This is a genomic window from Plantactinospora alkalitolerans (genome assembly GCF_015690345.1).
Lineage (GTDB): Bacteria > Actinomycetota > Actinomycetes > Mycobacteriales > Micromonosporaceae > Plantactinospora > Plantactinospora alkalitolerans.
In genome coordinates this window covers 21,555-43,402 of the sequence record NZ_JADPUN010000115.1, presented here as the reverse complement: position 1 = coordinate 43,402, position 21,848 = coordinate 21,555, and the positions used below count along the sequence as shown (strand labels likewise).

General features: G+C 71.1%; 21 protein-coding genes. 14 read left to right on the top strand and 7 right to left on the bottom strand.

Translation table 11 applies throughout. The annotated features are described in order from the left end of the window. Both accD and I0C86_RS10385 read right to left on the bottom strand, forming a co-directional pair. The coding region (accD, locus tag I0C86_RS10390; RefSeq protein WP_196201007.1) for an acetyl-CoA carboxylase, carboxyltransferase subunit beta at positions 1-840 on the bottom strand (840 nt) is incomplete at its 3' end. After that, a complete protein-coding gene (locus tag I0C86_RS10385; RefSeq protein ID WP_196201006.1) occupies positions 837-1,181 on the bottom strand; it encodes a TcmI family type II polyketide cyclase in 345 nt (114 codons plus the stop codon). The genes accD and I0C86_RS10385, both read right to left, overlap by 4 nt. Before the next feature lie 509 nt (positions 1,182-1,690). On the opposite strand from I0C86_RS10385, the gene I0C86_RS10380 reads away from it, so the two are divergent. Then, complete coding sequence (locus I0C86_RS10380; RefSeq protein WP_407676292.1) at positions 1,691-2,551, top strand: AfsR/SARP family transcriptional regulator; 861 nt, start codon at positions 1,691-1,693, stop codon at positions 2,549-2,551. Between the two features lie 138 nt (positions 2,552-2,689). On the opposite strand, the gene I0C86_RS10375 is transcribed toward I0C86_RS10380, so the two are convergent. Continuing rightward, a complete protein-coding gene (locus I0C86_RS10375) occupies positions 2,690-3,325 on the bottom strand; it encodes a hypothetical protein (protein ID WP_196201005.1) in 636 nt (211 codons plus the stop codon). Positions 3,326-4,188: 863 nt separating this feature from the next. Between I0C86_RS10375 and I0C86_RS10370 the strand changes: the two genes are divergently transcribed. Further along, positions 4,189-4,533 (top strand): TcmI family type II polyketide cyclase, encoded by a 345-nt coding sequence (locus I0C86_RS10370; RefSeq protein WP_196201004.1) that lies wholly within the window; start codon positions 4,189-4,191, stop codon positions 4,531-4,533. Between the two features lie 17 nt (positions 4,534-4,550). After that, positions 4,551-5,900 carry an FAD-dependent oxidoreductase gene (locus I0C86_RS10365; protein ID WP_196201003.1) on the top strand — a complete coding sequence of 450 codons (1,350 nt, stop codon included), beginning with the start codon at positions 4,551-4,553 and terminating at the stop codon, positions 5,898-5,900. A gap of 16 nt (positions 5,901-5,916) precedes the next feature. Here I0C86_RS10365 and I0C86_RS10360 read toward each other — a convergent pair whose 3' ends face one another. Next, entirely contained in the window at positions 5,917-6,804 is an 888-nt protein-coding gene (locus I0C86_RS10360) for an NAD(P)-dependent oxidoreductase (protein ID WP_196201002.1), read from the bottom strand. Positions 6,805-6,868: 64 nt separating this feature from the next. Here I0C86_RS10360 and I0C86_RS10355 point away from each other — a divergent pair, with 64 nt between their 5' ends. Beyond that, entirely contained in the window at positions 6,869-7,528 is a 660-nt protein-coding gene (locus tag I0C86_RS10355; protein ID WP_196201001.1) for a TetR/AcrR family transcriptional regulator, read from the top strand. Positions 7,529-7,541: 13 nt separating this feature from the next. On the opposite strand, the gene I0C86_RS10350 is transcribed toward I0C86_RS10355, so the two are convergent. Continuing rightward, complete coding sequence (locus I0C86_RS10350; protein WP_196201000.1) at positions 7,542-8,579, bottom strand: LacI family DNA-binding transcriptional regulator; 1,038 nt, start codon at positions 8,577-8,579, stop codon at positions 7,542-7,544. A 507-nt stretch (positions 8,580-9,086) separates the two neighbouring features. Here I0C86_RS10350 and I0C86_RS10345 point away from each other — a divergent pair. Genes I0C86_RS10345 through I0C86_RS10310 form a run of 8 tightly spaced genes read left to right on the top strand, consistent with a single transcriptional unit; the run spans position 9,087 to position 17,209 of the window. Next, positions 9,087-10,025, top strand: coding sequence for a DUF6807 domain-containing protein (locus tag I0C86_RS10345; protein ID WP_196200999.1), 939 nt, complete (start codon positions 9,087-9,089; stop codon positions 10,023-10,025). Beyond that, positions 10,022-10,819, top strand: coding sequence for a cupin domain-containing protein (locus I0C86_RS10340; RefSeq protein WP_323373573.1), 798 nt, complete (start codon positions 10,022-10,024; stop codon positions 10,817-10,819). Before I0C86_RS10345 ends, I0C86_RS10340 begins: the two co-directional genes overlap by 4 nt. 30 nt (positions 10,820-10,849) lie before the next feature. Beyond that, positions 10,850-11,929, top strand: a complete 1,080-nt coding sequence (locus tag I0C86_RS44975; RefSeq protein ID WP_196200998.1) for a Gfo/Idh/MocA family protein — start codon at positions 10,850-10,852, stop codon at positions 11,927-11,929. Continuing rightward, complete coding sequence (locus I0C86_RS10330) at positions 11,923-12,996, top strand: DUF6807 domain-containing protein (RefSeq protein ID WP_196200997.1); 1,074 nt, start codon at positions 11,923-11,925, stop codon at positions 12,994-12,996. The genes I0C86_RS44975 and I0C86_RS10330 overlap by 7 nt, the downstream gene beginning before the upstream one ends. Next, positions 12,983-13,915 carry a sugar phosphate isomerase/epimerase family protein gene (locus I0C86_RS10325; RefSeq protein ID WP_196200996.1) on the top strand — a complete coding sequence of 311 codons (933 nt, stop codon included), beginning with the start codon at positions 12,983-12,985 and terminating at the stop codon, positions 13,913-13,915. Before I0C86_RS10330 ends, I0C86_RS10325 begins: the two co-directional genes overlap by 14 nt. After that, on the top strand, positions 13,912-14,874 hold the full coding sequence (locus tag I0C86_RS10320) for an NAD(P)-dependent oxidoreductase (protein ID WP_323373572.1): 963 nt from the start codon (positions 13,912-13,914) through the stop codon (positions 14,872-14,874). Before I0C86_RS10325 ends, I0C86_RS10320 begins: the two co-directional genes overlap by 4 nt. Next, a complete protein-coding gene (locus I0C86_RS10315) occupies positions 14,871-16,712 on the top strand; it encodes a dihydroxyacetone kinase family protein (RefSeq protein WP_196200995.1) in 1,842 nt (613 codons plus the stop codon). The genes I0C86_RS10320 and I0C86_RS10315 overlap by 4 nt, the downstream gene beginning before the upstream one ends. After that, entirely contained in the window at positions 16,709-17,209 is a 501-nt protein-coding gene (locus I0C86_RS10310) for a ribose-5-phosphate isomerase (protein WP_196200994.1), read from the top strand. Before I0C86_RS10315 ends, I0C86_RS10310 begins: the two co-directional genes overlap by 4 nt. 30 nt (positions 17,210-17,239) lie before the next feature. Here I0C86_RS10310 and I0C86_RS44970 read toward each other — a convergent pair whose 3' ends face one another. Next, entirely contained in the window at positions 17,240-18,370 is a 1,131-nt protein-coding gene (locus I0C86_RS44970) for a cellulose-binding domain-containing protein (RefSeq protein ID WP_323373571.1), read from the bottom strand. Positions 18,371-18,683: 313 nt separating this feature from the next. Between I0C86_RS44970 and I0C86_RS10300 the strand changes: the two genes are divergently transcribed. Further along, positions 18,684-19,619, top strand: a complete 936-nt coding sequence (locus I0C86_RS10300; RefSeq protein WP_196200993.1) for a PaaX family transcriptional regulator — start codon at positions 18,684-18,686, stop codon at positions 19,617-19,619. A 178-nt stretch (positions 19,620-19,797) separates the two neighbouring features. Beyond that, a complete protein-coding gene (locus I0C86_RS10295; protein ID WP_196200992.1) occupies positions 19,798-21,195 on the top strand; it encodes an MFS transporter in 1,398 nt (465 codons plus the stop codon). Between the two features lie 209 nt (positions 21,196-21,404). On the opposite strand, the gene I0C86_RS10290 is transcribed toward I0C86_RS10295, so the two are convergent. Further along, on the bottom strand, positions 21,405-21,836 hold the full coding sequence (locus I0C86_RS10290; RefSeq protein WP_196200991.1) for a VOC family protein: 432 nt from the start codon (positions 21,834-21,836) through the stop codon (positions 21,405-21,407). Between the last annotated feature and the right edge of the window lie 12 nt (positions 21,837-21,848).

Here is a 21,848-nt window from a genome sequence, read left to right as displayed (position 1 = left end):
CTGGCGCACTGCGGCTGCTAGCAGCCAGCCCAGCCGGGCTCGCAGCACACTCCGCTCCACCACCATGTCGACCTGGCCGTGCCGGAGCAGGAAGTCCGTGGTCTGGAAGTCTTCCGGCAGCGTCTGCCGGATGGTCTGGCGGATCACCCGGGGACCGGCGAAGCCGAGCCGGGACCCACTCTCGGCCAGCACGATGTCGGTGCAGGTCGCGAACGAGGCGGCCACTCCGCCGTAGGTGGGATCGGTGACCAGGCTGACGGTGAGCAGCCCCGCCTCGCGCAGCGCGGCAATCGCCTGGCTGATGGTGGCCATCTGCATCAGCGCCAGTACGCCCTCCTGCATCCGCGCGCCGCCGGACGCGGTGACCAGGATCAGCGGAAGCCGGCCGGCCAGGGCGCACTCGGCGGCCCGGGTGATCAGTTCACCGGTCGCCGATCCGAGGCTGCCGCCGAGGAACCGGAAATCCATCACGGCGAGTACGAGCCGGTGGCCGCCGATGCTCGCCGTGCCGCAGAGCACCGCCTCGGCCAGTCCGGTCTCGGCCCGCGCGGCGGCGAGCCGCTGCGGGTACGGCATCGAGTCGACGAATCCGATCGGATCGACCTGCGCCGCCACGTCCGGTAGCTGGCTGAACGTTCCCCGGTCGACGAGTTGGCGAATCCGCTCCGGCGCCTCCAGCCGACGGTGGTCGCCACACTCGGGACACACGTCCAGGTTGCGACGCAGGCGTTTCCGGTACAGCAGGGTTCGGCATGACCGGCAGCGGGTCCAGGGCTGCTGGTCGAGATCGACGAAGGCACTCCGGCGGACGGCGGCTCCGGTCGCCGATCGCCCGGTCATCGCCGGCCCTCGGCAGGGTCGACCGAGGCGTCCCAGCGGTAGAAACAGCGCGCCATCGCGTCCGCCGGCACCCGCCAGGTCGGCAGGTACGGCGAGATGTGCGGTGCCAGGCGCTCGCTCACCCGGACGAACTCCGGATGCCGGCGCGCGCCCTCGACGGCGGCCGAGCCGGAGCTGTCGGTCTCGACAAGGTGGACATAGAGATCGTGCAGCCGGTAGAGCGAGCGGTGCCGTACGCCCACCAGTCGGGGTAGTTCGGTCCGGTCCGACTCGGCGAAGATCCGGGCCACCTGCTGCTCCGCGGCCGGAACAACCTTCGCGACGATCAGCGAGCGATCCATGGGGTGGCCTCCCTGGGCGATTCCCGCGCTCCGCGTACGGCGACACTCGGTTCCGGGCCGTGGACGGGTCTGCTCCCCCGACCACTCCCCCGACCGTCACCTCGTCCAATGACTGGTGACCACCCTGCCGAGGCGGTGTCAACGGAATGTCACCCGATCACGTACCACAGGACCCTGGTTTGGTGACGCTCCGGTGACGGTGCCCGGGCAGGATGCCCGATCCCGACCTCCGCACAGGCGCCCCGAGCGCCCCACCGAGGGTCGGAGAGAATCTCTTATACGCAGGTCAGAGCGGGTGCGGGCCTGACCGGACGGGTACGTCGGAATGTCGACCAGCCGATTGACCCAGCGTGACGGTGATTGATAACCTTCGTCACGCTTTGCGGCGTCAGCAGCCGGCTGACGGAGGCGGCGTCCGAAGCACCATCGGCGTACCGGAGCGCTGGACGGCCACCGTCGGAGGCAGAGCGGACTTCGGGACACGGGTTCCGGATGCAGGAGGGTGGGCCGTGACCTCGAAGGAGTGCGAGCCGCACGACCGGGCACACCGGCCGCCGGCCCAGCCGCCCGCCCAGACGATCCAACTGCTGCTCTTGGACGGGTTCAACCTGCTGCACGATGGTGCACCCATCGTCGTACCGCGTGGACTGCAACGGATCATCGCGCTGATCGGCCTGCGCCCCGGAGCGACCCGGGCGCACCTGGCCGGTCTGCTGTGGCCGGACACCGCGGAGGAGCGGGCGATGTCGTCCCTGCGTACGGCGCTGTGGCGGCTGCGGCAGGAGAGCAGTTGTCCGGTGTTGACCGTCGGTGACACCGTGCGGCTCGACCCGGTGGTTCTGCTGGACATCGACGATCTCGTCCGGGCCGCCGAACGGGTCCGGGACGGTGCGGACCCCCGCCGGGCCGCGAAGATCCTCACCACCGGCCGACACGACCTGCTACCCGGCTGGTACGACGAGTGGGTCCTGCCCGAACGCGAACGGCTGCGCCAGTTGCGGCTCCACATGCTGGAGGAGATCGCCCGCAGTCACCTGCGGGCCGGGCAACACGGCGAGGCTCTGCAGGCGGCCCTCGAGGCGGTACGGGCGGAGCCGCTCCGGGAGACACCGCACCGGCTGATCGTCGAGACCCACCTCGCCGAGGGCAACGCCTACGAGGCTCTACAGGCGTTCTACGTCTACCGCGACCTGCTGCTGCGGGAACTCCAACTGGAGCCGTCGGAGGCGATGTGCGGCCTGCTCAGTGACGTGCTCGCCCCGATTCCCCGGCCGACGATCACGCATTCGCCACGGCCGAAGCCGCAGCCCTCGCGTCCCGGGCCGTACGCCGAGCGGTCGGTCCTGCCGGCGATACCGGGCTCACGCTGATTCCTCCGGCAGGGGACTGATCCGGCCAGGACGGGACCGCCTCCGATGCTGCCGCGCCTGACGGCGGCAGCGAGCGCACCCTGGGAGTCGATCGCCTGACCCGGACGCGCTGGTGACCGGGACCGCGACGCATCCGGGTCAGGCGTTGTCGATCTTGGTCAGCGTGGTGACCTCGCCGTTGGTGGTGGTGACCGCGACCAGGCCACCCTGCTCCCCGGCAAGCCACCTGGTGAACTTGGACGCAGAGATGGAGTGACCGGCGCCGGCGCGCACCGAGACGATGCCGTCCCCGCCACCGACGTTCTTCCACGACGTCAGCTTCGGCGCGGACCGGACCGGGATCGTCACCCTCGTGTGGCTCTCGACGATCTGGAACGGGTCGCTGCACCTGATGTCGCTCGAGTCGATCTTGAACTGCTTGCAGTAGTCCGCACTGGCCATCGCGAGCACCGGCTGAGCCACCGCGGAGCGCGCGACCGGATCGTACGAGTAAAGCTCCACCATCGACTGGCCGGAGCCGGTCGTCGGATCGGTGAAGCGCGCCGGCTGACCCACCACCGGCGACCGGAGATCGACGTTCGCGAAGGCCACTGTGGCGTCCCCTTCGGTCGCGTCGTTGAGCGCCCCGAGCACGACCCGGCCCGCGACCAGCTGCGGGTCGGTGACCGGCATACTCAGAACGGGCGTGCCGTCGACCGTCACCTGGGCCGTGCCGTTGTGCACGGTGATGCCGGTCCGGTGCGTCTGCCCGACCTGGAACGCGCTCGAGGCCACCCGCTGCTCCGAGTTGAACCCGTTCCCCGAGCTCTCGTCGATCCCAGCCGGATCTCGTTCTCGCAGAACGAGGCTACGTAACCGCGCTGGTCGACCAGCCGGAACCAGATCACCGCGCAGGCGCCCTTGGTGACGATGCCGACGTCGACCGCGATCGTCTGGTCGCCGGCGAACGAGTCCTGTGGCCCCTTGCACTGATAGAGGGTGGACATGTGGGTTGTCGCCAGCATCCGCTGATGGAAAGTGCACCACCCGGCGGCGCTGTCGGCAGCCCGGTCGGCCTTCCACAGGCCGCACCGGTCGAGATGGTCGGACACCCCCGGCCCTTGGATCCCGGGCTTGCCCGAGACGGCCACCGTCGACTTGGGCGCGGCCGACGCCACGGGCCGCGACGCCGACGGCGACGGCGACGTACCGGGCACGAACGACGCCAGCGCCCCATCCAGTTGGTGGCGCGACAACGCGAGCCCGATGCCGGCACCTAGTCCCGATGCTCACGAGATCGCTTCCCATCAAACGAAGCAATCGCCCGTTGAGCGCCGTCCCGGCACCGTCGCCGAAGGAGCGCCACCGACGGTCCGACGCACTACTTTCGGCAACTCGTTTCATTGACCTGCGACCGTGGCCCGGGCAGGCCTCGGTCAAGGCGTCCGGTGCGCTCGGCGGGCTCCCATCGTGGCGACGGCGGCGTCACCGAGCCGTCAATCGGGGCCCCGGGTGCGTGCGCGCCGGGTGACGTCCCCTTGACGTCGGCAACGGCATGGTGGCCGGGCCCGGAACGTTCCGTCGTACCGCCGGCCGAGGACGAACCGGTCGCGTCTCGGCCAACCGGGCCGACCCGTACCAGCCAGTGGGGAGACGACATGAATCGTGTGCTGATCGTGGGCAGGATAGTTCCCGGAACCGAGGAGGAGATCGCGAAGATCTTCACCGAATCCGACGAGACGGACCTGCATACCGTCACGGGCGTACGACACCGCTCGCTCTACCAGCTCGGCGACCTCTGCCTGCATCTGATGGAGACGGAGGAGTTCTCGCCGGCCCGGCTGGAGCAGGCCAACCGGCATCCGCTGTTCGCCAGCGTCACCGAACGGCTGTCGACGTACATCTCGCCGTACTCACCGAACTGGCAGTCTCCCCGCGACGCCATGGCCAGGTGCTTCTACCAGTGGGACGGTCCCGGATCGGCGACCGGCAACCCGAGTTGACAGCGGAAGAGGGTCCGATGCAAGGCAGACCGTTACATGTCATCGTCATCGGTGCCGGCACCGGCGGCATGTGTCTGGCGCACGGCCTCCGGCGCGCCGGCATCAGCGTCGCGGTCTACGAGCGGTACCGGACCCGGAGCGACGGCCTCCTCGGCTACCGGGTCGGGATCAACCCGACCGGTTGCCGGGCCCTGCGGGAGTGCCTGCCGTCGGAGTTGTTCACCACCTTCCTCGCGACCTGCGCCCGCGCGCCCCGGTTCTTCAACGTACTGACCGAGCAACTGCACCGGACGGCGTCCTTCGCGCTGCGCCCCGAGGCGGACCCGACGAGCATCGACCAGTCGGTCTCCCGGATGACCCTGCGCCAGGTGCTGCTCACCGACATGGACGACGTGGTCCAGTTCGGCAAGACCTTCACCCACTACGAGCGGCACGACGACGGCACCGTCACCGCCCACTTCGCCGACGGCACCTCCGCGACCGGGGACCTGCTGGTCGCGGCCGACGGCACCCACTCGGCGGTACGTCGGCAGTATCTGCCGCACGCCGAGGTCAAGGATGCCGGAAGCATCAACATCGCCAGCAAGATCCCGCTCACCGAGTACACCCGGAGTCTGCTCCCCGACGACATCAGGGGCGGAATCTCGCTGATCTTCGGCAGCGGGGGCCTGATGGGCGTCCTGCACGTGATGGAGTTCAAGTGGGACCAGCGCGGCTCGGTCAAGCCCGGTGTCGGGGTGACCGACGCGAGTCTGATCGGAAGCTGGCCCGGACTGCTCTACGACAACACCCGGGACTGCATCAACCTGATCATCTGGAGCGCGGCGGACCGATTTCCCTCGGACGTGATGGAACTGCGGGGCGAGCGGCTCGCACAGGTCGCGCTCGACCTGACCCGGAACTGGCACCCCACGCTGCGCGAACTGCTCCGGCACAGCGATCCGGGCAGCGTCATCCCGATCAAGGTCGCCACCTCCGTGCCGGTCGAGCCGTGGAAGAGCAGCAACATCACGCTGCTCGGCGACGCGATCCACACCATGACCCCCGGTCGGGGGGTCGGGGCCAACACCGCGCTGCGGGACGCGGCGCTGCTCTGCCGGCACCTGGTCGCGGCGGTGGCCGACGAAAGACCGCTGGTGGAGGCGGTCGCGGACTACGAGACCGAGATGATCCGGTACGGCTTCGCCCGGGTCGCCGACTCGCTGCGTACCAACGGCACCAACGGCGACGACCCGATCTACAAGCCGATCATCGGCCGGTTCGCCATGCTGGCCGCCCGGGGCTACTTCAGCGTTACCAGCAGACTTCCGCCGCTGCGCCGGAAGTTCGTCGACCAGCTCTACGACTACCGGGGAGCGGAGAGCTGACGTACGGCCGGGTGGATCACTCGGCCGGCGCGGGCCGGACCGCGATGGCGAGTTCCTCGATCACGCCGGTCAGGCCCTCCGCGCCGTGGCCCCGGCCGATGCGGCGCCGCACCGCCTCGTGCAGGTGGACGAGCTGCGTGTGGTGCAGACCGGCGGCCGCCCGCAGCCGCGTCAACTGCTCCAGTACCGGAGCGTGCTCGACCAGGGTGGCCGGCCCCCGGGGATAGCGGCGTTCGCCGACCTCGCCGGCCGTCTCGGCCGCCGCCCGCGCGACATGATCCAACTGTCGGCCGGCGAACGTGGCGAAGGTGTCCAGGGCGGTATTGTCGGCGCCACCCACCAGCGCCAACGCGTTCAGGTAGGCCAGTTCGGCCTCGTACCAGAGGCCGAACAGCGCCAGATCGTACCGGCATGCCTGGCCGGCATCCGGCCCGAGATGGTGGCTGGTGCCGAGCTGTTCCAGGGTCCGGCGATGGGCGGCGAACGCCGGCTCGGAGCCGCTGTAGAAGAGGGTTGCCTCCGGGCTGCCGAGCTGTTCGGGACCGGCCTGGACGACACCGTCGAGGTAGTCGGCTCCGACCCGCCGCGCCCAGTCGGCCACCCGCCGTGCCCGGTCGGGAGCGCCGGTGGTCAGGTTGACGACTACCTTGCCCGCCGCGGCGTCCGCGACGATTTCCAGCACCTCCTCGACCGCGTCGTAGTCGGTCAGGCTGACCACGACCAACTCCCCGGCCGCCACGGCGTCGGCGGCCGTGCCGGCCAGGACCGCCCCCTCGGCCAGCAGGTCCCGGGCCTTGCCGGGGGTACGGTTCCAGACCGTCACCGGGTGGCCACGGCCGAGCAGGACGTGGACCAGTCCGGTGCCCATGGCGCCCAGGCCGAGAACGCTGATCGGAATGTCCATCGTCGACTCCCCTGGCCTAGTATCGTTCCGGTTCGACTCGTAACGTATCAGGTAGGCTTCCGTCGTGGAAGCCGCACAATCTCCCCCGCCGCCCCGTGGCGGCCGGCCACGCGATCCGCAGATCGACCGGGCGGTGCTGGACGCCACGTTGGCCGTGCTCGACGAGGTCGGCTACGTCCACCTCGCGTTCGAGGAGGTCGCCCGCCGCGCCGGCACCACCAAACCGGCGATCTACCGCCGCTGGCCCGGCCGTCCCCGGCTGGTCCTCGCGGCGCTGGCCGTACGGCTGGGCGCCGCGCGCACTCCGGACACCGGCTGCACGCTGTGCGACCTGCACGAGGGCCTCACCCTCTTCGTCGCGCTCTTCGACCGCATCCAGCCGGAGGTGCTCGGACCGTTGCTCGCCGACTGCGCGCCGGAGCCGGACCTACGCCAGCGATTCATGACCACCCTGTTCGATCCGCCCCGGGCTGCCGTGGCCCGGATGATCGACCGCGCGACCGCACGCGGGGACCTGCGTACCGACCTCGACCGCGATCTCGTCCTGGACATGCTCGGGTCACTGGTGCACTACCGGGCCCTGTTCGGCCACGCGGCGACCGGCGACGCCGACATCGACCGGGCGGTCGAGGCGCTGCTGCGCGGCGTCGCCACCGACTATCCGGCGTTGGTCGAGCACAGCCGCCGCATGACCGGCACCGCCCAGGCGCACGACGCCCACTGACGGGCGGAGATGGTCAGGCCAGCGCGGGCGTGCTGTCCCGGACGACCACCTCGCCGCGGACCCGGCGCAGTCGGGGCCGCTCGGCCCGGGGCTGCATCACGAGTTCCAGCGCCGCCACGCCGACCTCCTCCAGCGGAAGCCGGACGGTGGTGAGCGACGGTGTCACGTCCCGGAGGGTGACGATGTCGTCGAAGCCGGCCACCGCCATGCCACCGGGCAGCGGTACGCCGTGGTCGCGCAGCGCCGAGATGGCGCCGACCGCCATCACGTCGTTGACGGCGAAGACACAGGTGGCGTCGAGATCGCGGGCGAGAAGGTCGCGCATCGTGGCGTAACCGCCGTCCCGGGTGAAGTCGCCGTGCAGCACCCGCCCCTTCGGCAGGGTGATCCCGGCGCTGGTCAGCCCGGCCTGGAACCCGGCGAGTCGATCACGGGCGGTGAGCAGCGCACGGGGTCCGGCGAGTACGGCGAACCGCCGGTGCCCCAGTTCGACGAGCCTGCGCGCCAACATCCGGCCGCCCTCGCGGTTCTCCATCAGCACCGTGTCGAGCGGCAGGACGTTCTGGCTCACCAGCGCGACCCGCGCCCCGGCCTCCTCGATGATCCGCAGTTCGGCCCCGAGTCGGTCCCGCAGCCCACGGTCGGCGAACCGGCTGCCGGCCAGGATGACGGCCCGGGGGCGCTGGCTGCGCAGGGTGGTCAGGTAGTCGAGTTCGCGTTCGGCCCGCCCCGTCGTGCTGTACATCATCACGATGCTGCGGTGCTGTTCCGCGGCGCGCATCACGCCCGCCGCGATGGACGAGAAGAACGGGTCGGCGATGTCGTGCACCAGTAACCCCACCACATTGGTGTGCCCCCGGGCCATCGCCTGGGCCTGGGCGTTCGTGGAGTAGTTCAACGCGGCGGCGGCGGCGAGCACCCGGTCCGCGAGATCCGCCCGGACCTGCCGGGTGCCGCTTCCGTTCAGCACCCGGGAGGCGGTGGCCACCGACACGCCGGCCTCGTGGGCGACATCCATCAGCGTGATCGTCGCGGATGATCGCTTGGTCATGTTGGCGGCCCCCACGAGTTGATCGGTGGCGACGTACGAGCAGGCACCACGCCCGGCATCCGCACCTTAGTGCCCACCGGCGCCCCGTGGTGATCGCCAAGCCGATCAGGCGGGGCAAGCCGATCGGGCGGGTCGAGACCCGGTCTCCGGTACCGCTGGCTGGCCGCCGCTCCGGCGCGTCGGCGGCGGGCGGACCGGCAGACCGGCGGGCCCGTGACGGTCCCCCTGCGCACCGTGCTGACCTGCACCGAAAGTGTTTCAGCGGCTGCTGGATCTTGACGTCGGGAAGGGAAAGCGGTTAGCTCGGAAAGCGATTACCGTTCGCTTTTGCCCAGCCCGAGCAGACCATTGAAGACAGTCAGCCAGCTTTCCCGCCCATCCCATCCAATCGACCTACAACGATGTACGGCCGACTTCGGGACAATGCTGACCGTCGCCGGTGCGCCGACGGTCCCACGCCGCCCCCGCACCCGTCCACCCGAGCGAGCGAAAGGCACGACCGCTTCCATGACCTCCGCAAGCAGCACGACGGCCGGGCCGACCGGAAGGCTGACCGTCACCCACGAGCATGGACGTCAGATCGTCGTCAACGCCGCCGGAGTGGACATCGCCACCTACGTGTACGACCCGCCGGTACCGGACCACGAGTCACGCAAGCCCTACCTGCACCCGCTGCGTACGTTGAGCGGCGCGCTGGTCTCGGCGTACCGGCCGAACGACCACCGGTGGCACAAGGGCATCCAGATGACGATCTCCCACCTGTCGGGGCAGAACTTCTGGGGCGGGCACTCCTACGTACGCGACAGGGGCTACACCGCGCTGGACAACATCGGGCGGATGCGGCACGACGCCTTCGACCTGGTCGACGTCGCCGACACCGAACTGACCCTGCGGGAGTCGCTGACCTGGATCACCTCTACCGACGAGCACTGGGTCGCCGAGCACCGGGAGCTGCGGATACACGGCGTCGACACGGACCGGGGCAGCTGGATGCTCGACTTCGGCACCGAACTGCGCAACATCCGCGGCTCGGAGCTGCACCTCGGCAGTCCGACGACGCACGGCCGCCCGAACGCCGGGTACACCGGCTTCTTCTGGCGCGGGCCACGCGGCTGGACCGGCGGTCAGATTATCACCGCCGACGGCGGCGGTGGCCCGGAGAGCATGGGCCGGGAATCGCCGTGGCTGGCGTACACCGGGCAGCACGACGAGGTCGACGGCGGCGGCACCGTGCTGGTCCTCGCCGGCACCACCAGCGCCCCCGTCCCGCTGAAATGGTTCGTCCGCAACGACCCGTTTCCCGCCGTGAACCCGTCGCCCGCCTTCGACCAGGAGGTGGAACTCGCACCCGGGGAAACCTTCCGGCTGACCCACCGGGTGGTCTTCGCCGACCGCGCCTGGGACCGGGAGGAGATCGAGTCGTTCGTCGCGGAGCAGTCGCCGTGACCGACGACAGCGGGGCACCCGCCGACCCGACCGGGACGCCGCCGGTCCCCGAGCCCGCCGGGATGCCGCCCTTCCCCGGCGCGGTCGGCATCAGCGGGTTGCAGGTCTATCCGTGGCAGACCGACGACGGACTGCACGGCGGCTCGCCACACGTGCACCTCTGCTGCGCGGAGTGCTACGTCGTCGTCGCCGGCCGGGGCCGGTTACAGACGCTGACGCCGCAGGGGTTCGAGGAGTCGACGCTGACCCCGGGCGACGTGGTCTGGTTCACGCCCGGCACCATCCACCGGGCCGTGAACGACGACGGCGCGCTACAGGTCGTCGTGGTGATGCAGAACAGCGGACTGCCGGAGGCCGGCGACGCCGTACTCACCGTGCCACCGGCACACCTGGTGGATCTGCCGACGTACCGGCGGGCGGTCTCGCTGACCGGGCCGGGCGGCGCCGGGTCGCCGTCCGCCGACCGGGCCCGGGCCCGCCGGGACCTCGCGATCGAGGGGTTCACCGAACTCCGTCGCAGGTACGAGGCCGGAGACACCGCCGCGCTCGACGAGTTCTACACGGCGGCCACCGCCCTGGCGGGGCCGCAACTGGACGCCTGGCAGGCCCGCTGGGAATCCGGGCCGGTCGCCGTGAGCCGACAGACCGGGGAACAGATCGACGCCCTCCGGCGCGGCGACCACAGCCACCTGGCCGCCGCCGCCGTCTCCCGGATCGCCCGGCCCGACCGGACGACCCTGGGCATGTGCGGCTACCTCTCCCCGTACGACCCCCTCCGTGCCGGACGCGGATAGCGCCGCCCCGCAACCGTCGAAGGAGCCTCTGTGGAACCCATCCGTGCCGCGATCGTCGGAACCGGAAACATCGCGCGAATCCACGCCGATTCACTGCGCGGCCTGGGCGACGGCGTACGCCTGGTCGGTGCCGTCGACGTCGACGTCGACCGGCTGTCGGCGTTCTGCGACCGGTACGACGTACCGGCCCGGCACCCTGATCTGACCAGCCTCCTGGAGAAGGAACAGCCCGACCTGGTGCACATCTGCACCCCGCCCGGCACCCACCACGACCTGGCACTGGCCTGCCTGGAGGCGGGCAGCAACGTACTGGTCGAGAAGCCGCCGGCGCTGAGCCTGGCCGAGTTCGACAACCTGATCGAGGCCGAGCGGAAGCACGGGGCGGCGCTGGCCACCGTCTTCCAGCACCGGTTCGGCACCGGCGCGATACGGCTGCGCGCCATGCTCGACTCCGGGGTACTGGGTCGACCGCTGCTGGCGATCTGTCACACCACCTGGTTCCGGAACCAGGCCTACTTCGACGTCGAGTGGCGGGGCCGCTGGGACACCGAGGGCGGCGGGCCGACCATGGGACACGGTATCCACCAGATGGACCTGCTCTGCGCGATCCTCGGCGACTGGACCGAGGTCTCCGCCGTCGCCCGGCAGCAGGCCCGGCGGATGGACACCGAGGATCTGAGCATGGCCCACGTCAGCTTCGCGGGCGGCGCGGCGGCCAGCGTGGTGAACAGCATGCTGTCGATCCGCGAGGAGAGCTACCTGCGCTTCGACTTCGAACGGGCCACGGTGGAGCTGACCCACCTGTACGGCTACGGCGACGACGACTGGCGGATCACCCCCGCGCCGGAGTTCGCCGACGAGGTGATGGGGGCCTGGCACAGCGGCGCCTCCGGGGTACGCAGTGCACACCGCGCGCAGTTCGCCGAGGTGCTGCGGAGCCTCCGGACGGGTACGCCGGCACCGGTGACCTCCACCGAGAGCCGGCGGACGATGCAGCTCGTCGCCGGGGTGTACGCCTCGGCGTTCACCCGCAGCGCCGTCCGGCCGGACGAACTCTCCACCGATTCACCGTTCTACCGGAAGATGGAAGGCAACGGACCCCGATGGTGAACCTCTCAGCCCCGGCTGTCGCCGTACCGGCGCCCGCCACCGCGCCCGCCGAGCTGCCCTCCGCGCTTCCCGGGCGGGCGGACTCCGGGGCGACGACGACACGGCCCAGCAGCGGACTGACCGTCACGCACGACGTCGGCCGCTCGGTCCGGGTCGGTTGGCACGGCACGGAACTGTTCGACTACGTCTACACGCCGGAGGAGCCCCGGGCCGAGTCCCCGAGGCCCTACCTGCACCCGATGCGGACCCTCGCCGGCAACGTGGTCAGCCTGTACCGCCCGCACAACCACCTGTGGCACAAGGGGCTCTGCTTCGGCGTCTCCAACTTCGGGCCGTACAACTTCTGGGGCGGGTCGACGTACGTACGGGGTCAGGGCTACCGGTCGCTGGACAATCTCGGGCTCGTCGCGCACGTCGACTTCCCGGCGCTGCGCCGCGACGCCGACGCCGTACGCCTGGTCGAACGGCTCCGCTGGGTCGGTCCGGACGGCAGCCCGGTCGTCTCCGAGCGGCGTCGGCTGGCCGTGGCCGTGTGGGCCAACCTGAGCACCTGGCGACTCCAGTTCGAGACCGTGCTCCGCAACGACACCGACGAGGTGATCACGGTCGGCAGCCCGACCACCCAGGGTCGGGAGAACGCCGGCTACGGCGGACTGTTCTGGCACGGCCCCCGCTCGTTCATCGGCGGACAGGTGTTGACCGAGGACGGCCCGGGTGCCGACGAACTCATGGGCTGGCGCGGGCCGTGGATGGGTTTCGTGGGCCGGCACGACGGCCTCGGACCGCCCGCCGCGCTGACCTCCACCCTGGTCTTCCGGGACGACCCGGCGAACGTCGGCGGCCGGACCCGCTGGTTCGTCCGCACCGAGCCGTACGCCTGCCTCGGCCCGGCCCCGTTCTTCGACCGGGAGTACGCCTTCGCGCCCCGCACCGAGCTGCGCCTACGCTACGACGTTCTCGTCGCGGACGGCGAGCGGGACGTGGCCGGATGTGCCCGGCTGGCCGAACGGGCCGGCATGACCGACCTGTTGACTGACGAACCGAGGAGGCACCATGCCGACGGCTGACTCCGGCTGGCCGCTGGCGGCGGCCATGCTGCCGTTTCCGGCCGAACTCCGGCCCGGCGTGCCGGTGCAGGACGCCCCGGCGCAGACCTGGCGGGACATTCTCGCCGAGGTGGCGGCCGAGGGCTTCACCGAGGTCGACCTGACGGACTCGTGGGTCCGGGCCGGTGACCTCTCCCCCGCCCGGCTGACCGAACTGGGCGAGGCGGTCCGCGCGGCCGGGCTGCGGGCCGAGGCGATCTCGGTGATCCGGCGCAGCGTCATCGACCCGGTGACGGGGGTGGAGAACCTCGACTACAGCCACCGGTCGATCGACGCGGCGGCGGCGCTCGGCTGCTCGGTGCTGAGCGTCGGCCTGCACCGTCCGCTGACCGCCCGGCAGCGCGAGGTGCTGTGGTTCTGGACCGTGGACGGGCCACGCGACGCGGACGATCCGGAAACCCGCCAGCTGGCCGCGTCCCGGCTACGCGAACTGGGCCGGCACGCCGCCGAGGTCGGCGTCGCCCTCTCCCTGGAGATGTACGAGGACACCCTGCTCGGCACCGCCGACTCCGCCGTCCGGCTGATCGAGGAGATCGGGCATCCGAACGTCGGACTCAACCCCGACCTCGGCAACCTGGTCCGGTTGCACCGGCCGATCGAGCCGATCGAGGTGATGCTCGACAAGTGCCTGCCGTTGACGAACTACTGGCACGTCAAGAACTATCACCGGTTCGAGGATGGTACGACCGGCGCGGTGCTCAGCACGCCGACCTCGATGGAACTGGGCGTCATCAACTACCGCCGGGCGGTCCGCTCCGCCGTCGCGTACGGCTTCAGCGGGGCGTTCTGCCTGGAACAGTACGGCGGGGACGGGCTCGGCGTGATGTCCACGAACCGCCGCTACCTCGCGTCGATCCTGCCCCCGAAGGAGGCACCGTGACCCGGCACGGACCACCGAACGAACCGACCCCGCCGACCGTCGCCGTCCTCGGTCTGGGCGCGATGGGGCTGCCGATGGCGCTCCGGCTCAGCACCGAACTGCCGGTGTGGGCCTTCGACATCTCCGCCGAGCGGCGCGAACTCGCCGTCTCCGGCGGCGCGGTCGGGGCGGGAAGTCCGGCGCTGGCGTGCCGGACGGCCGACGTCGTGGTGCTCGCCGTCCGCGACGAGGCCCAGCTCCGGGCCGCGCTGTTCGGCGACGACGGCGCCATCGACACCCTGCGGCCGGGTGCCGTGGTCGTGCTGACCAGCACCGTCGGCCCGGAGGCGGCGAAGACGGTCGCGGCGGCACTGGCCGAACGGCAGATCGACCTGGTCGACGCGCCGGTGAGCGGCGGACCGGTCCGGGCCGGCACCGGCGACCTGCTGATCATGGTCGGCGCGACGGACCGGGCGCTCGCGCGCGGCCGCCGGGTGCTCGACCTGCTGGCCTCCAGCGTGCACGTCGTCGGCCCGCACCCGGGCGACGGCCAGACCATGAAGACGGTGAACCAACTGCTCTGCGGCATCCACACCGCCGCCGCGGCCGAGGCGTTGGCGCTGGCCCGCGCGCTCGGCCTCGATCTCGACACCGTGGTCGAGGTACTCGGCTCGGGCGCGGCGGCCTCGTTCATGCTGGCGGATCGAGGCCCACGGATGGCACGGGCGTACACTGGGGACGTCGAGTTGCGGTCCCGGTTGGACGTGATCAGCAAGGACATGCACATCGTCGGCCGGGTCGCCTCGGCGGCGGGAGTGCCGACACCGGTCGCGGCCGCCGCCACCCAGCTCTACACCCTGGCAATGCGCCAGGGCATGGCGGCCGAGGACGATTCGAAGGTCGTCACGCTGCTGGCGCCGGAGGACGGGACAGCCGGGTCGGAACGCTCCGACCCGCCGACCGGAGGAGCTGGCCGATGACCCGCCTGTACGACGATCCCGCCTCGTTCACCGAGGACATGCTCGCCGGCTTCCTCGACCTGCACCGCCGCTACGTCCGGGGCGTCGACGGCGGCGTGGTCCGGGCCGGGGCCACCCGCGCCGGAAAGGTCGCGGTGGTGGTCGGCGGCGGATCCGGACACTATCCGGCGTTCTGCGGCGTGGTCGGGCCCGGCTTCGCCGACGGCGCCGTGGTGGGCAACATCTTCACCTCCCCCTCGGCGCAGCAGGCGTACGAGGTGGCCCGGGCCGCCGACAACGGCGGCGGGGTGCTCTTCCTCTTCGGCAACTACGCCGGGGACGTGATGAACTTCGGGCTGGCCCAGCAGCGGCTGCGGGCGGAGGGTATCGACACCCGGACCGTGCTGGTCACCGACGACATCGCCAGCGCCGTTCCGGCCGAGGCGGACAAGCGCCGAGGCATCGCCGGTGACTTCGTGGTCTTCAAGACCGCCGCCGCGGCGGCCGAAGCCGGCTACCCGTTGGCCGAGGTCGAACGGGTCGCCCAGGCCACCAACGCGCTGACCCGGTCGCTCGGCGTCGCGTTCGCCGGCTGCACCCTGCCCGGCCAGGATCATCCGCTGTTCACCGTGCCGGCCGGCACCATGGGGCTCGGGCTGGGCATCCACGGCGAGCCCGGGGTCTCCTCCGACGACCTGCCGACCGCCTCGGAACTCGCCCGGGTGCTGGCCCGTGGCGTCCTCGCCGAGCGGCCGGAGGGCGCCGGCCACCGCGTCGCCGCCATCCTCAACGGTCTGGGGGCCACGAAGTACGAGGAGCTGTTCGTCGTCTGGAAGACGGTCGCCGAGGAACTCTCCCGGGCCGGGCTCGAGGTGGTCGACCCCGAGGTCGGCGAGCTGGTCACCAGCCTGGACATGGCCGGCTGCTCGCTGACCCTCTGCTGGCTGGACGAGGAGTTGGAGGGCTTCTGGTGCGCGCCGGCCGACACTCCGGCGTACCGGAAGAACCCGCACCGGGCCGCGCCCATCGCCGACGGGACGGATCGGGCCGCGACCGGCTCCGACTCCGACAGCAGCGGGCAGGTGGTCGCCGGCTCCGCGAACGGCGGGCAGGTGGTCGCCGACACCGCGAACGACGGCGCCGGGACGGCGCGGAGCAGTTCGGAGTCCCGGGCGTACGGCCGGTCCGTCGCCGAGGTGTTCGCGGAGGTCGCCGAGGCGATCGCGGCCGCCGAGGACGAGCTGGGTCGGCTGGACGCGGTGGCCGGTGACGGTGACCACGGGCGTGGCATGCTGCGTGGCGTGCGGGCCGCCGCCGAGGCCGCCAGGGGTACGGTCGACGGTGGAGGCGGCGTCGCGTCGGTGCTCGGCGCGGCCGGAGACGCCTGGGCGGCCCGGGCCGGCGGCACCTCCGGAGTGCTGTGGGGTGCGGCCCTCCGCTCGGCCGGCGAGCAACTGGGCGACGAGCGCAGCCCGCTCGGTACGGCCGAGGTCCGGGCCGCGGTCTGGGCCGCGATCGAGACCGTGCAGGGACTGGGTGGTGCCGAGCCCGGCGACAAGACGCTGCTCGACGCCCTGATGCCGTTCCACGACGCCCTCGACACCGCCGCCGGGTCCGGCACGCCGCTCGGGGCGGCCTGGCAGCAGGCGGCCGAGGTGGCCGACCGGGCGGCGGACGCCACCGCCGGACTGCGGCCCAGGATCGGCCGGGCCCGTCCGCTGGCCGAGCGGAGCGTCGGTACCCCGGACCCCGGCGCCGTGTCGCTGGCGCTCTGCCTCCGCACCGTGGCGACGGCATTCGAGCGGCACGCAGCGAACAGACCGGAGGTGTCCACGGTGGACGGGAGGTCAGGGAGATGAGCCCCGAACGGCTGCGCGTCGTCGTCGGCTGCGACGACGCGGGCCTGCACTACAAGGAGGTACTCCGCGCCGATCTGGAGGCGGACGACCGGGTCGCCTCGGTCGAGGACGTCGGCGTGGGCCGGGACGACACGACGGCGTACCCGCACGTGGCGGTGGCCGCCGCCCGGCTGGTCGCGCAGGGCCGGGCGGACCGGGCGCTGCTGATCTGCGGCACCGGCCTCGGCATGGCGATCGCGGCCAACAAGGTGCCGGGCATCCGGGCGGTGACCGCCCACGACGGCTTCTCCGTGGAACGCGCCGTGCTCAGCAACGACGCCCAGGTGCTGGCGATGGGGCAGCGGGTGATCGGGCTGGAGCTGGCCCGGCGCCTGGCCCGGGAGTGGCTGGGCTACCGCTTCGACGCGTCGTCGGCGTCCGCCGCCAAGGTCGCCGCGATCACCTCGTACGAGACGGCGGCGCCGGCCGACGACGGCACCGGGGTCGGCTGCGACTGACGGCAAGCGGCAGCCGGCCCGGTTCCGTACTCAGCCCCAGTACGCCTGGGCCTGCCTGCCGAGCGACGACTGTCCGGCCGAGTTGGCGTGGCAGCCGTCCGACACCTCGTTGCTCCGTAGCCGGAACGTCCCAGGGTAGGTCACGTTCTGCGTCGTGTCGGCGGCCGCCTGCCGGGCGAGGCTGTCGGTCAACTGTGGACCGTTGGCCCCGGCCAGGAAGCAGCTCTGGCCGGCATCGTAGAGCGGCTGACCGGAGATGTAGATCGTCGCTCCGGGGGCAGCGTGCTGACGGGCGTTGGCGATGAGTCGCCTGACCTCGTCGTAGGTCGCTCCGTTCTGGGAGAAGATGCAGATCTGCACCCACACCGCCGTCGGCCTTCCGTACCGGCTCGCCTGCTGGTCGAACAGCCGCCACGAGCTGGAATTGGTGTCCGTCCACGACTGCACGACCATGCCGCCGGTCCCGTACGGGCCCCAGATGCGCCGGCCGCCGATCGCGACATACCCCTGCGCGACGTTCTCCGCCATCGAGCAGCCGATGAAGCCCATCGAGTTCGCCGGCTGGGGGCCGCCGGTCGGACCCGTGGTCGGACTCGGCGGCGTCGGGGTGGGGCCGGACGTGGGCGTTCCCGTCGGTCCCGGTTGGCTCGTACCGTTGCAGGTCACACCGTTGAGCGCGAAGCTGGACGGTGCCGGGTTGCTGCTGTTGTTCCACGAGCCGTTGAATCCGAAGGTCGTACTGGTGTTGGTGCCGAGGTTGCCGTTCCAGCCCACGTTGCGGGCGCTGACCTGTGACCCGCTCTGGGTGACCGTGGCATTCCATGCCTGGGTCACCTGCTGGCCGGCACCGAACGACCAGGTCAACATCCAGTTGGTGATCGGATCACCCAGGTTGGTCAGGCTGATGTTGGCGCCGAAGCCACCCTGCCACTGGGAACTCACCGCATAGTTCACCCGGCAACCGGCGGCTGCCGCGTGCGCGGTCGCCGAGACGACGCTGCCGGTGGCGGCTAACGCCACCGGCACGGCGACCGCGACGAGCACGCGGAGCCGGGGGCGGCGCATCGCCCCGCCCCCACACCTCCGCAGCGGGGTTGAGATCACGGCCAACGCCGTGGTGACCGCGGCACCGGCCGCGGCCATGCGGGTACGAAGAGCCATGCTCGTCCTCCCAACGATCCTGCACACGTCACATCGACGCCTGTCGCTGCAATCATGTGACAGACTCATGTCGTCAGTCAACTTATTAGTCTAATCCCAATCACCGACCGAACAGAGCCGACCGCCTGAACAGGTACGAAGCCCACGACACTGTCGAAGATGCATAGCATCACCGTCGGGAGAACGTCACACGTCGATTCAGTAACGAGTTCCGCCTCAATGCCTCGTCGCCTGGAGGTCCACCGAGGGCAATACAATCCCCGGATGCATCCTGATCCTGGTCACCCCTGGACGGCCGACCACCGATCCGGGCATGGCTGAACCACCAGACAGCCGCCTCCCGCCCGGCCCCTTCGGCAACGCGTCCCGGGAGAGGTTCGTCCTGTCCCGGCGGTACGCGGCCGGCACCGGCGGGGTCCGAGGACTGCTGATCACCGTCCTCGGCGACTACGCCCGCCCGGCCAGGCAACCCGCGCCGACGTCGGCGTTCATCGACGCGCTGGGCCGGCTCGGCGTCGCGGAGGCGGCCTGCCGACAGGCCCTGGTGCGCGCCTCGGCGGACGGTTGGCTCATCCCCAGCCGCGCCGGACGGTACACGTGGTGGCGACTCAGCCCGGCGTTCGAGCAGTTCCTCGACATGGGTGCCAGCCGAATCCTCGGTTTCACCGCCACCCAACCGGACTGGGACCGCCGGTGGCTGCTCCTGCTCGTCCGGATACCGGAGAGCAACCGGACCGGGCGGCACGTGCTACAGACCCGGCTGGGCTGGGCAGGCTTCGGCAGGCCCGCACCCGGAGTCTGGATCAGCACCCACACCGGCCGGGTCAAGGAGGCCGAGTTCGTCCTCCAGGAAGCCGGGGTGACCGAACACGCACAGATCTTCCTCTCCGAATATCTCGCGGGCACCGACCTGCCGAGCCTGGTCCGCCAGGCATGGGACCTCGACGAGATCGAGCGGGCCTACGAGGCGTTCGTCGCCGAGTTCACGCGACAACCCACCGACGATCCGATCGCCCGCTTCACCCGGCTCGTACACGCCTGGCGTCGCCTACCGCTGATCGATCCCGGGCTGCCCGGGGAACTGCTCCCCGATCGGTGGATCGGTGCCCGCGCCGCCCGGCTCTTCCATCGCCAACACTCCAGGTGGGAGCCGGCCGCGACCCGGGAATGGGGACGGATCAGCCGGGTCGCGGGGCCGTCGCCGAACGTGGCGGTGACCGACCTGACCGAGGGCGCCGCCGGTACCTGAACCGCGTAGGGGCCCGCGCGGCGGCGTTTCAGCACACCTCGGGCGGCCTGCTAACCTGATCACCGTAAGGTGCAGCGAGTTACGCCCTGAGGCGTATCCGTGTCGGGACTTCCGGCCAGCACGGCGTCATCCCCAGCGATGGCGTCTGATCTCTAGCTCTTAGAGAGAGTGCTGCGTCATGCCCGAAATCAGCACCCCCATCCGTTCCGCCCTCCGATGGTGGATCTTCGCCGTCATCCTGGTCGCGGACATCCTCGATCTGCTCAGCACCACGGTCACCAACATCGCCGCCCCGTCCGTCGTACGGGACCTGCACGCTCCGGTCTCGCTGACGCCCTGGCTCGGCTCGACGTACGCCCTCGCGCTCGGCTCGATCCTGGTGGTCGGCGGCCGAATCGGCGACCGGTACGGCTACCGCCGGTCGTTCCTCCTCGGCATCGCCGGATTCGGCGCCGCATCGCTGCTCTGCGCGCTCGCCTGGGATTCCGCATCGATCATCGGAGCTCGTCTCCTGCAGGGCGCGTTCGGTGCCCTGCTGATCCCGCAGGGCTTCAGCATCCTGCTCCGCGCCTTTCCGCGTACCGAACTCGGTCGCGTGTTCGGACTCTTCGGCCCGCTCATGGCGGTGGGCTCGATCAGCGGGCCGGTCGTCGCCGGGCTGCTGATCGAGGCGGACCCGCTCGGCCTCGGCTGGCGCGGTGTCTTCGCCGCCAACCTCCTACTCGCGCTCGTCGTGCTCCTGATCGCGGCCAGGGTGCTGCCGGCGGACCGCGGGCGGCGGGCGGTCGCGATCGATCCGCTGGCGACGCTGTTGCTGATGCTCGGCGTGCTCGGGATGCTCGGCGGGCTGATCCAGAGCGCCGACGGCGGCTGGACTCCGCTGCCGGTGTTCGCGATCGTCGCCGGCCTCGCCCTGCTGGCCCTCTTCTCCCGGCACCAGCTCCGTGGCGGGAACCCGCTACTGGCGCCCGCGCTGTTCCGTAACCGGGGCTTCGTCGCCGGCCTCCTGGTCTCGTCGCTCTTCTTCGCGGCCGTCGCGGGCCTGCTCTACGTCACGTCGCTCTACCTGCAATCGGGGCTGCGGCTCGCGCCGCTGCGGACCTCGGAGATCATGTTGCCGCTCTCCGTCGGCATCATCATCGCCTCGTTCTCGGCCCGCGGCGCCATCGTCCGGCTCGGTCGTCGCCTGGTCACGGTCGGGCTCGCGCTGACCGGTACCGGTGTGCTCGGCTACCTCGCCATCGTCGGTGCCAAGGCACCAGCCTGGCTCTTCACCGTGCCCCTGTTCCTCTGCGGACTGGGCATGGGCTGCTGCTTCGGCTCGCTCTTCGCGGTCACGCTCGGCGACGTCGACGAGGAGCAGACCGGCAGCGCCAGCGGAACCCTCAACGCCGTACAACAGATCGTCAACGCCGTCGGCTCGGCCGTCGTCTCGACGCTCTTCCTCACCGTCGGCGCCGTCCACGGCGCGCGTTCCGGCCTGCTTCTCACGCTGCTCGGAGTGCTCGGCGTGATCGTGCTGTGCGGACTGTGCCTGCCGCTGCTGCCGCGCGCCGCAGCGGCCGACCACCACTGATCCCAGGGCAGGTCCGGAGTCGGCCCTGGCCATGTGTACGGATGGAGGTCGACACCGACCCGCCCCCTGGTGATCACCTCGAAGGAGGTCACCGAATCAGGTAACCCCGGGTGCGTCCCGGCCGGTCAGGATTGGCCGGGACGCACCCGGGCCCCGATCTCGGCGATCCGTCCGTCCATCCGGCGAGGCGTCGGCGGCGCCGGACGGCTTCACCTGGCGAAGATCTGCGACTCGTCACGGAAGGCCTTGAACTCCAGGGCGTTGCCGGCCGGGTCGCGGAAGAACATCGTCCACTGCTCCCCCGGCTCCCCGGCGAACCGGAGATAGGGCTCGATCACGAACTCCCCGCCGCCGGATCGGAGCCGGTCGGCCAGGGCGTGGAAGTCGTCGACGGAGAGGATGAGCCCGAAGTGCGGCACCGGTACGTCGTGCCCGTCGACCGGGTTGTTGCCCGCGTCCGCCTGCCGCGCCGCCGGTACGACGTGGGTCACCATCTGGTGGCCGTAGAAGTTCCAGTCCACCCAGGCGTCCGACGACCGGCCCTCGGCGAGCCCGAGCACGCCTCCGTAGAAGGCGCGGGCCCGCTCCAGGTCGTCGACCGGGATCGCGAGGTGGAAGCCGGGCCGGATGGTTCCGTTCATCGAGTGCTCCTT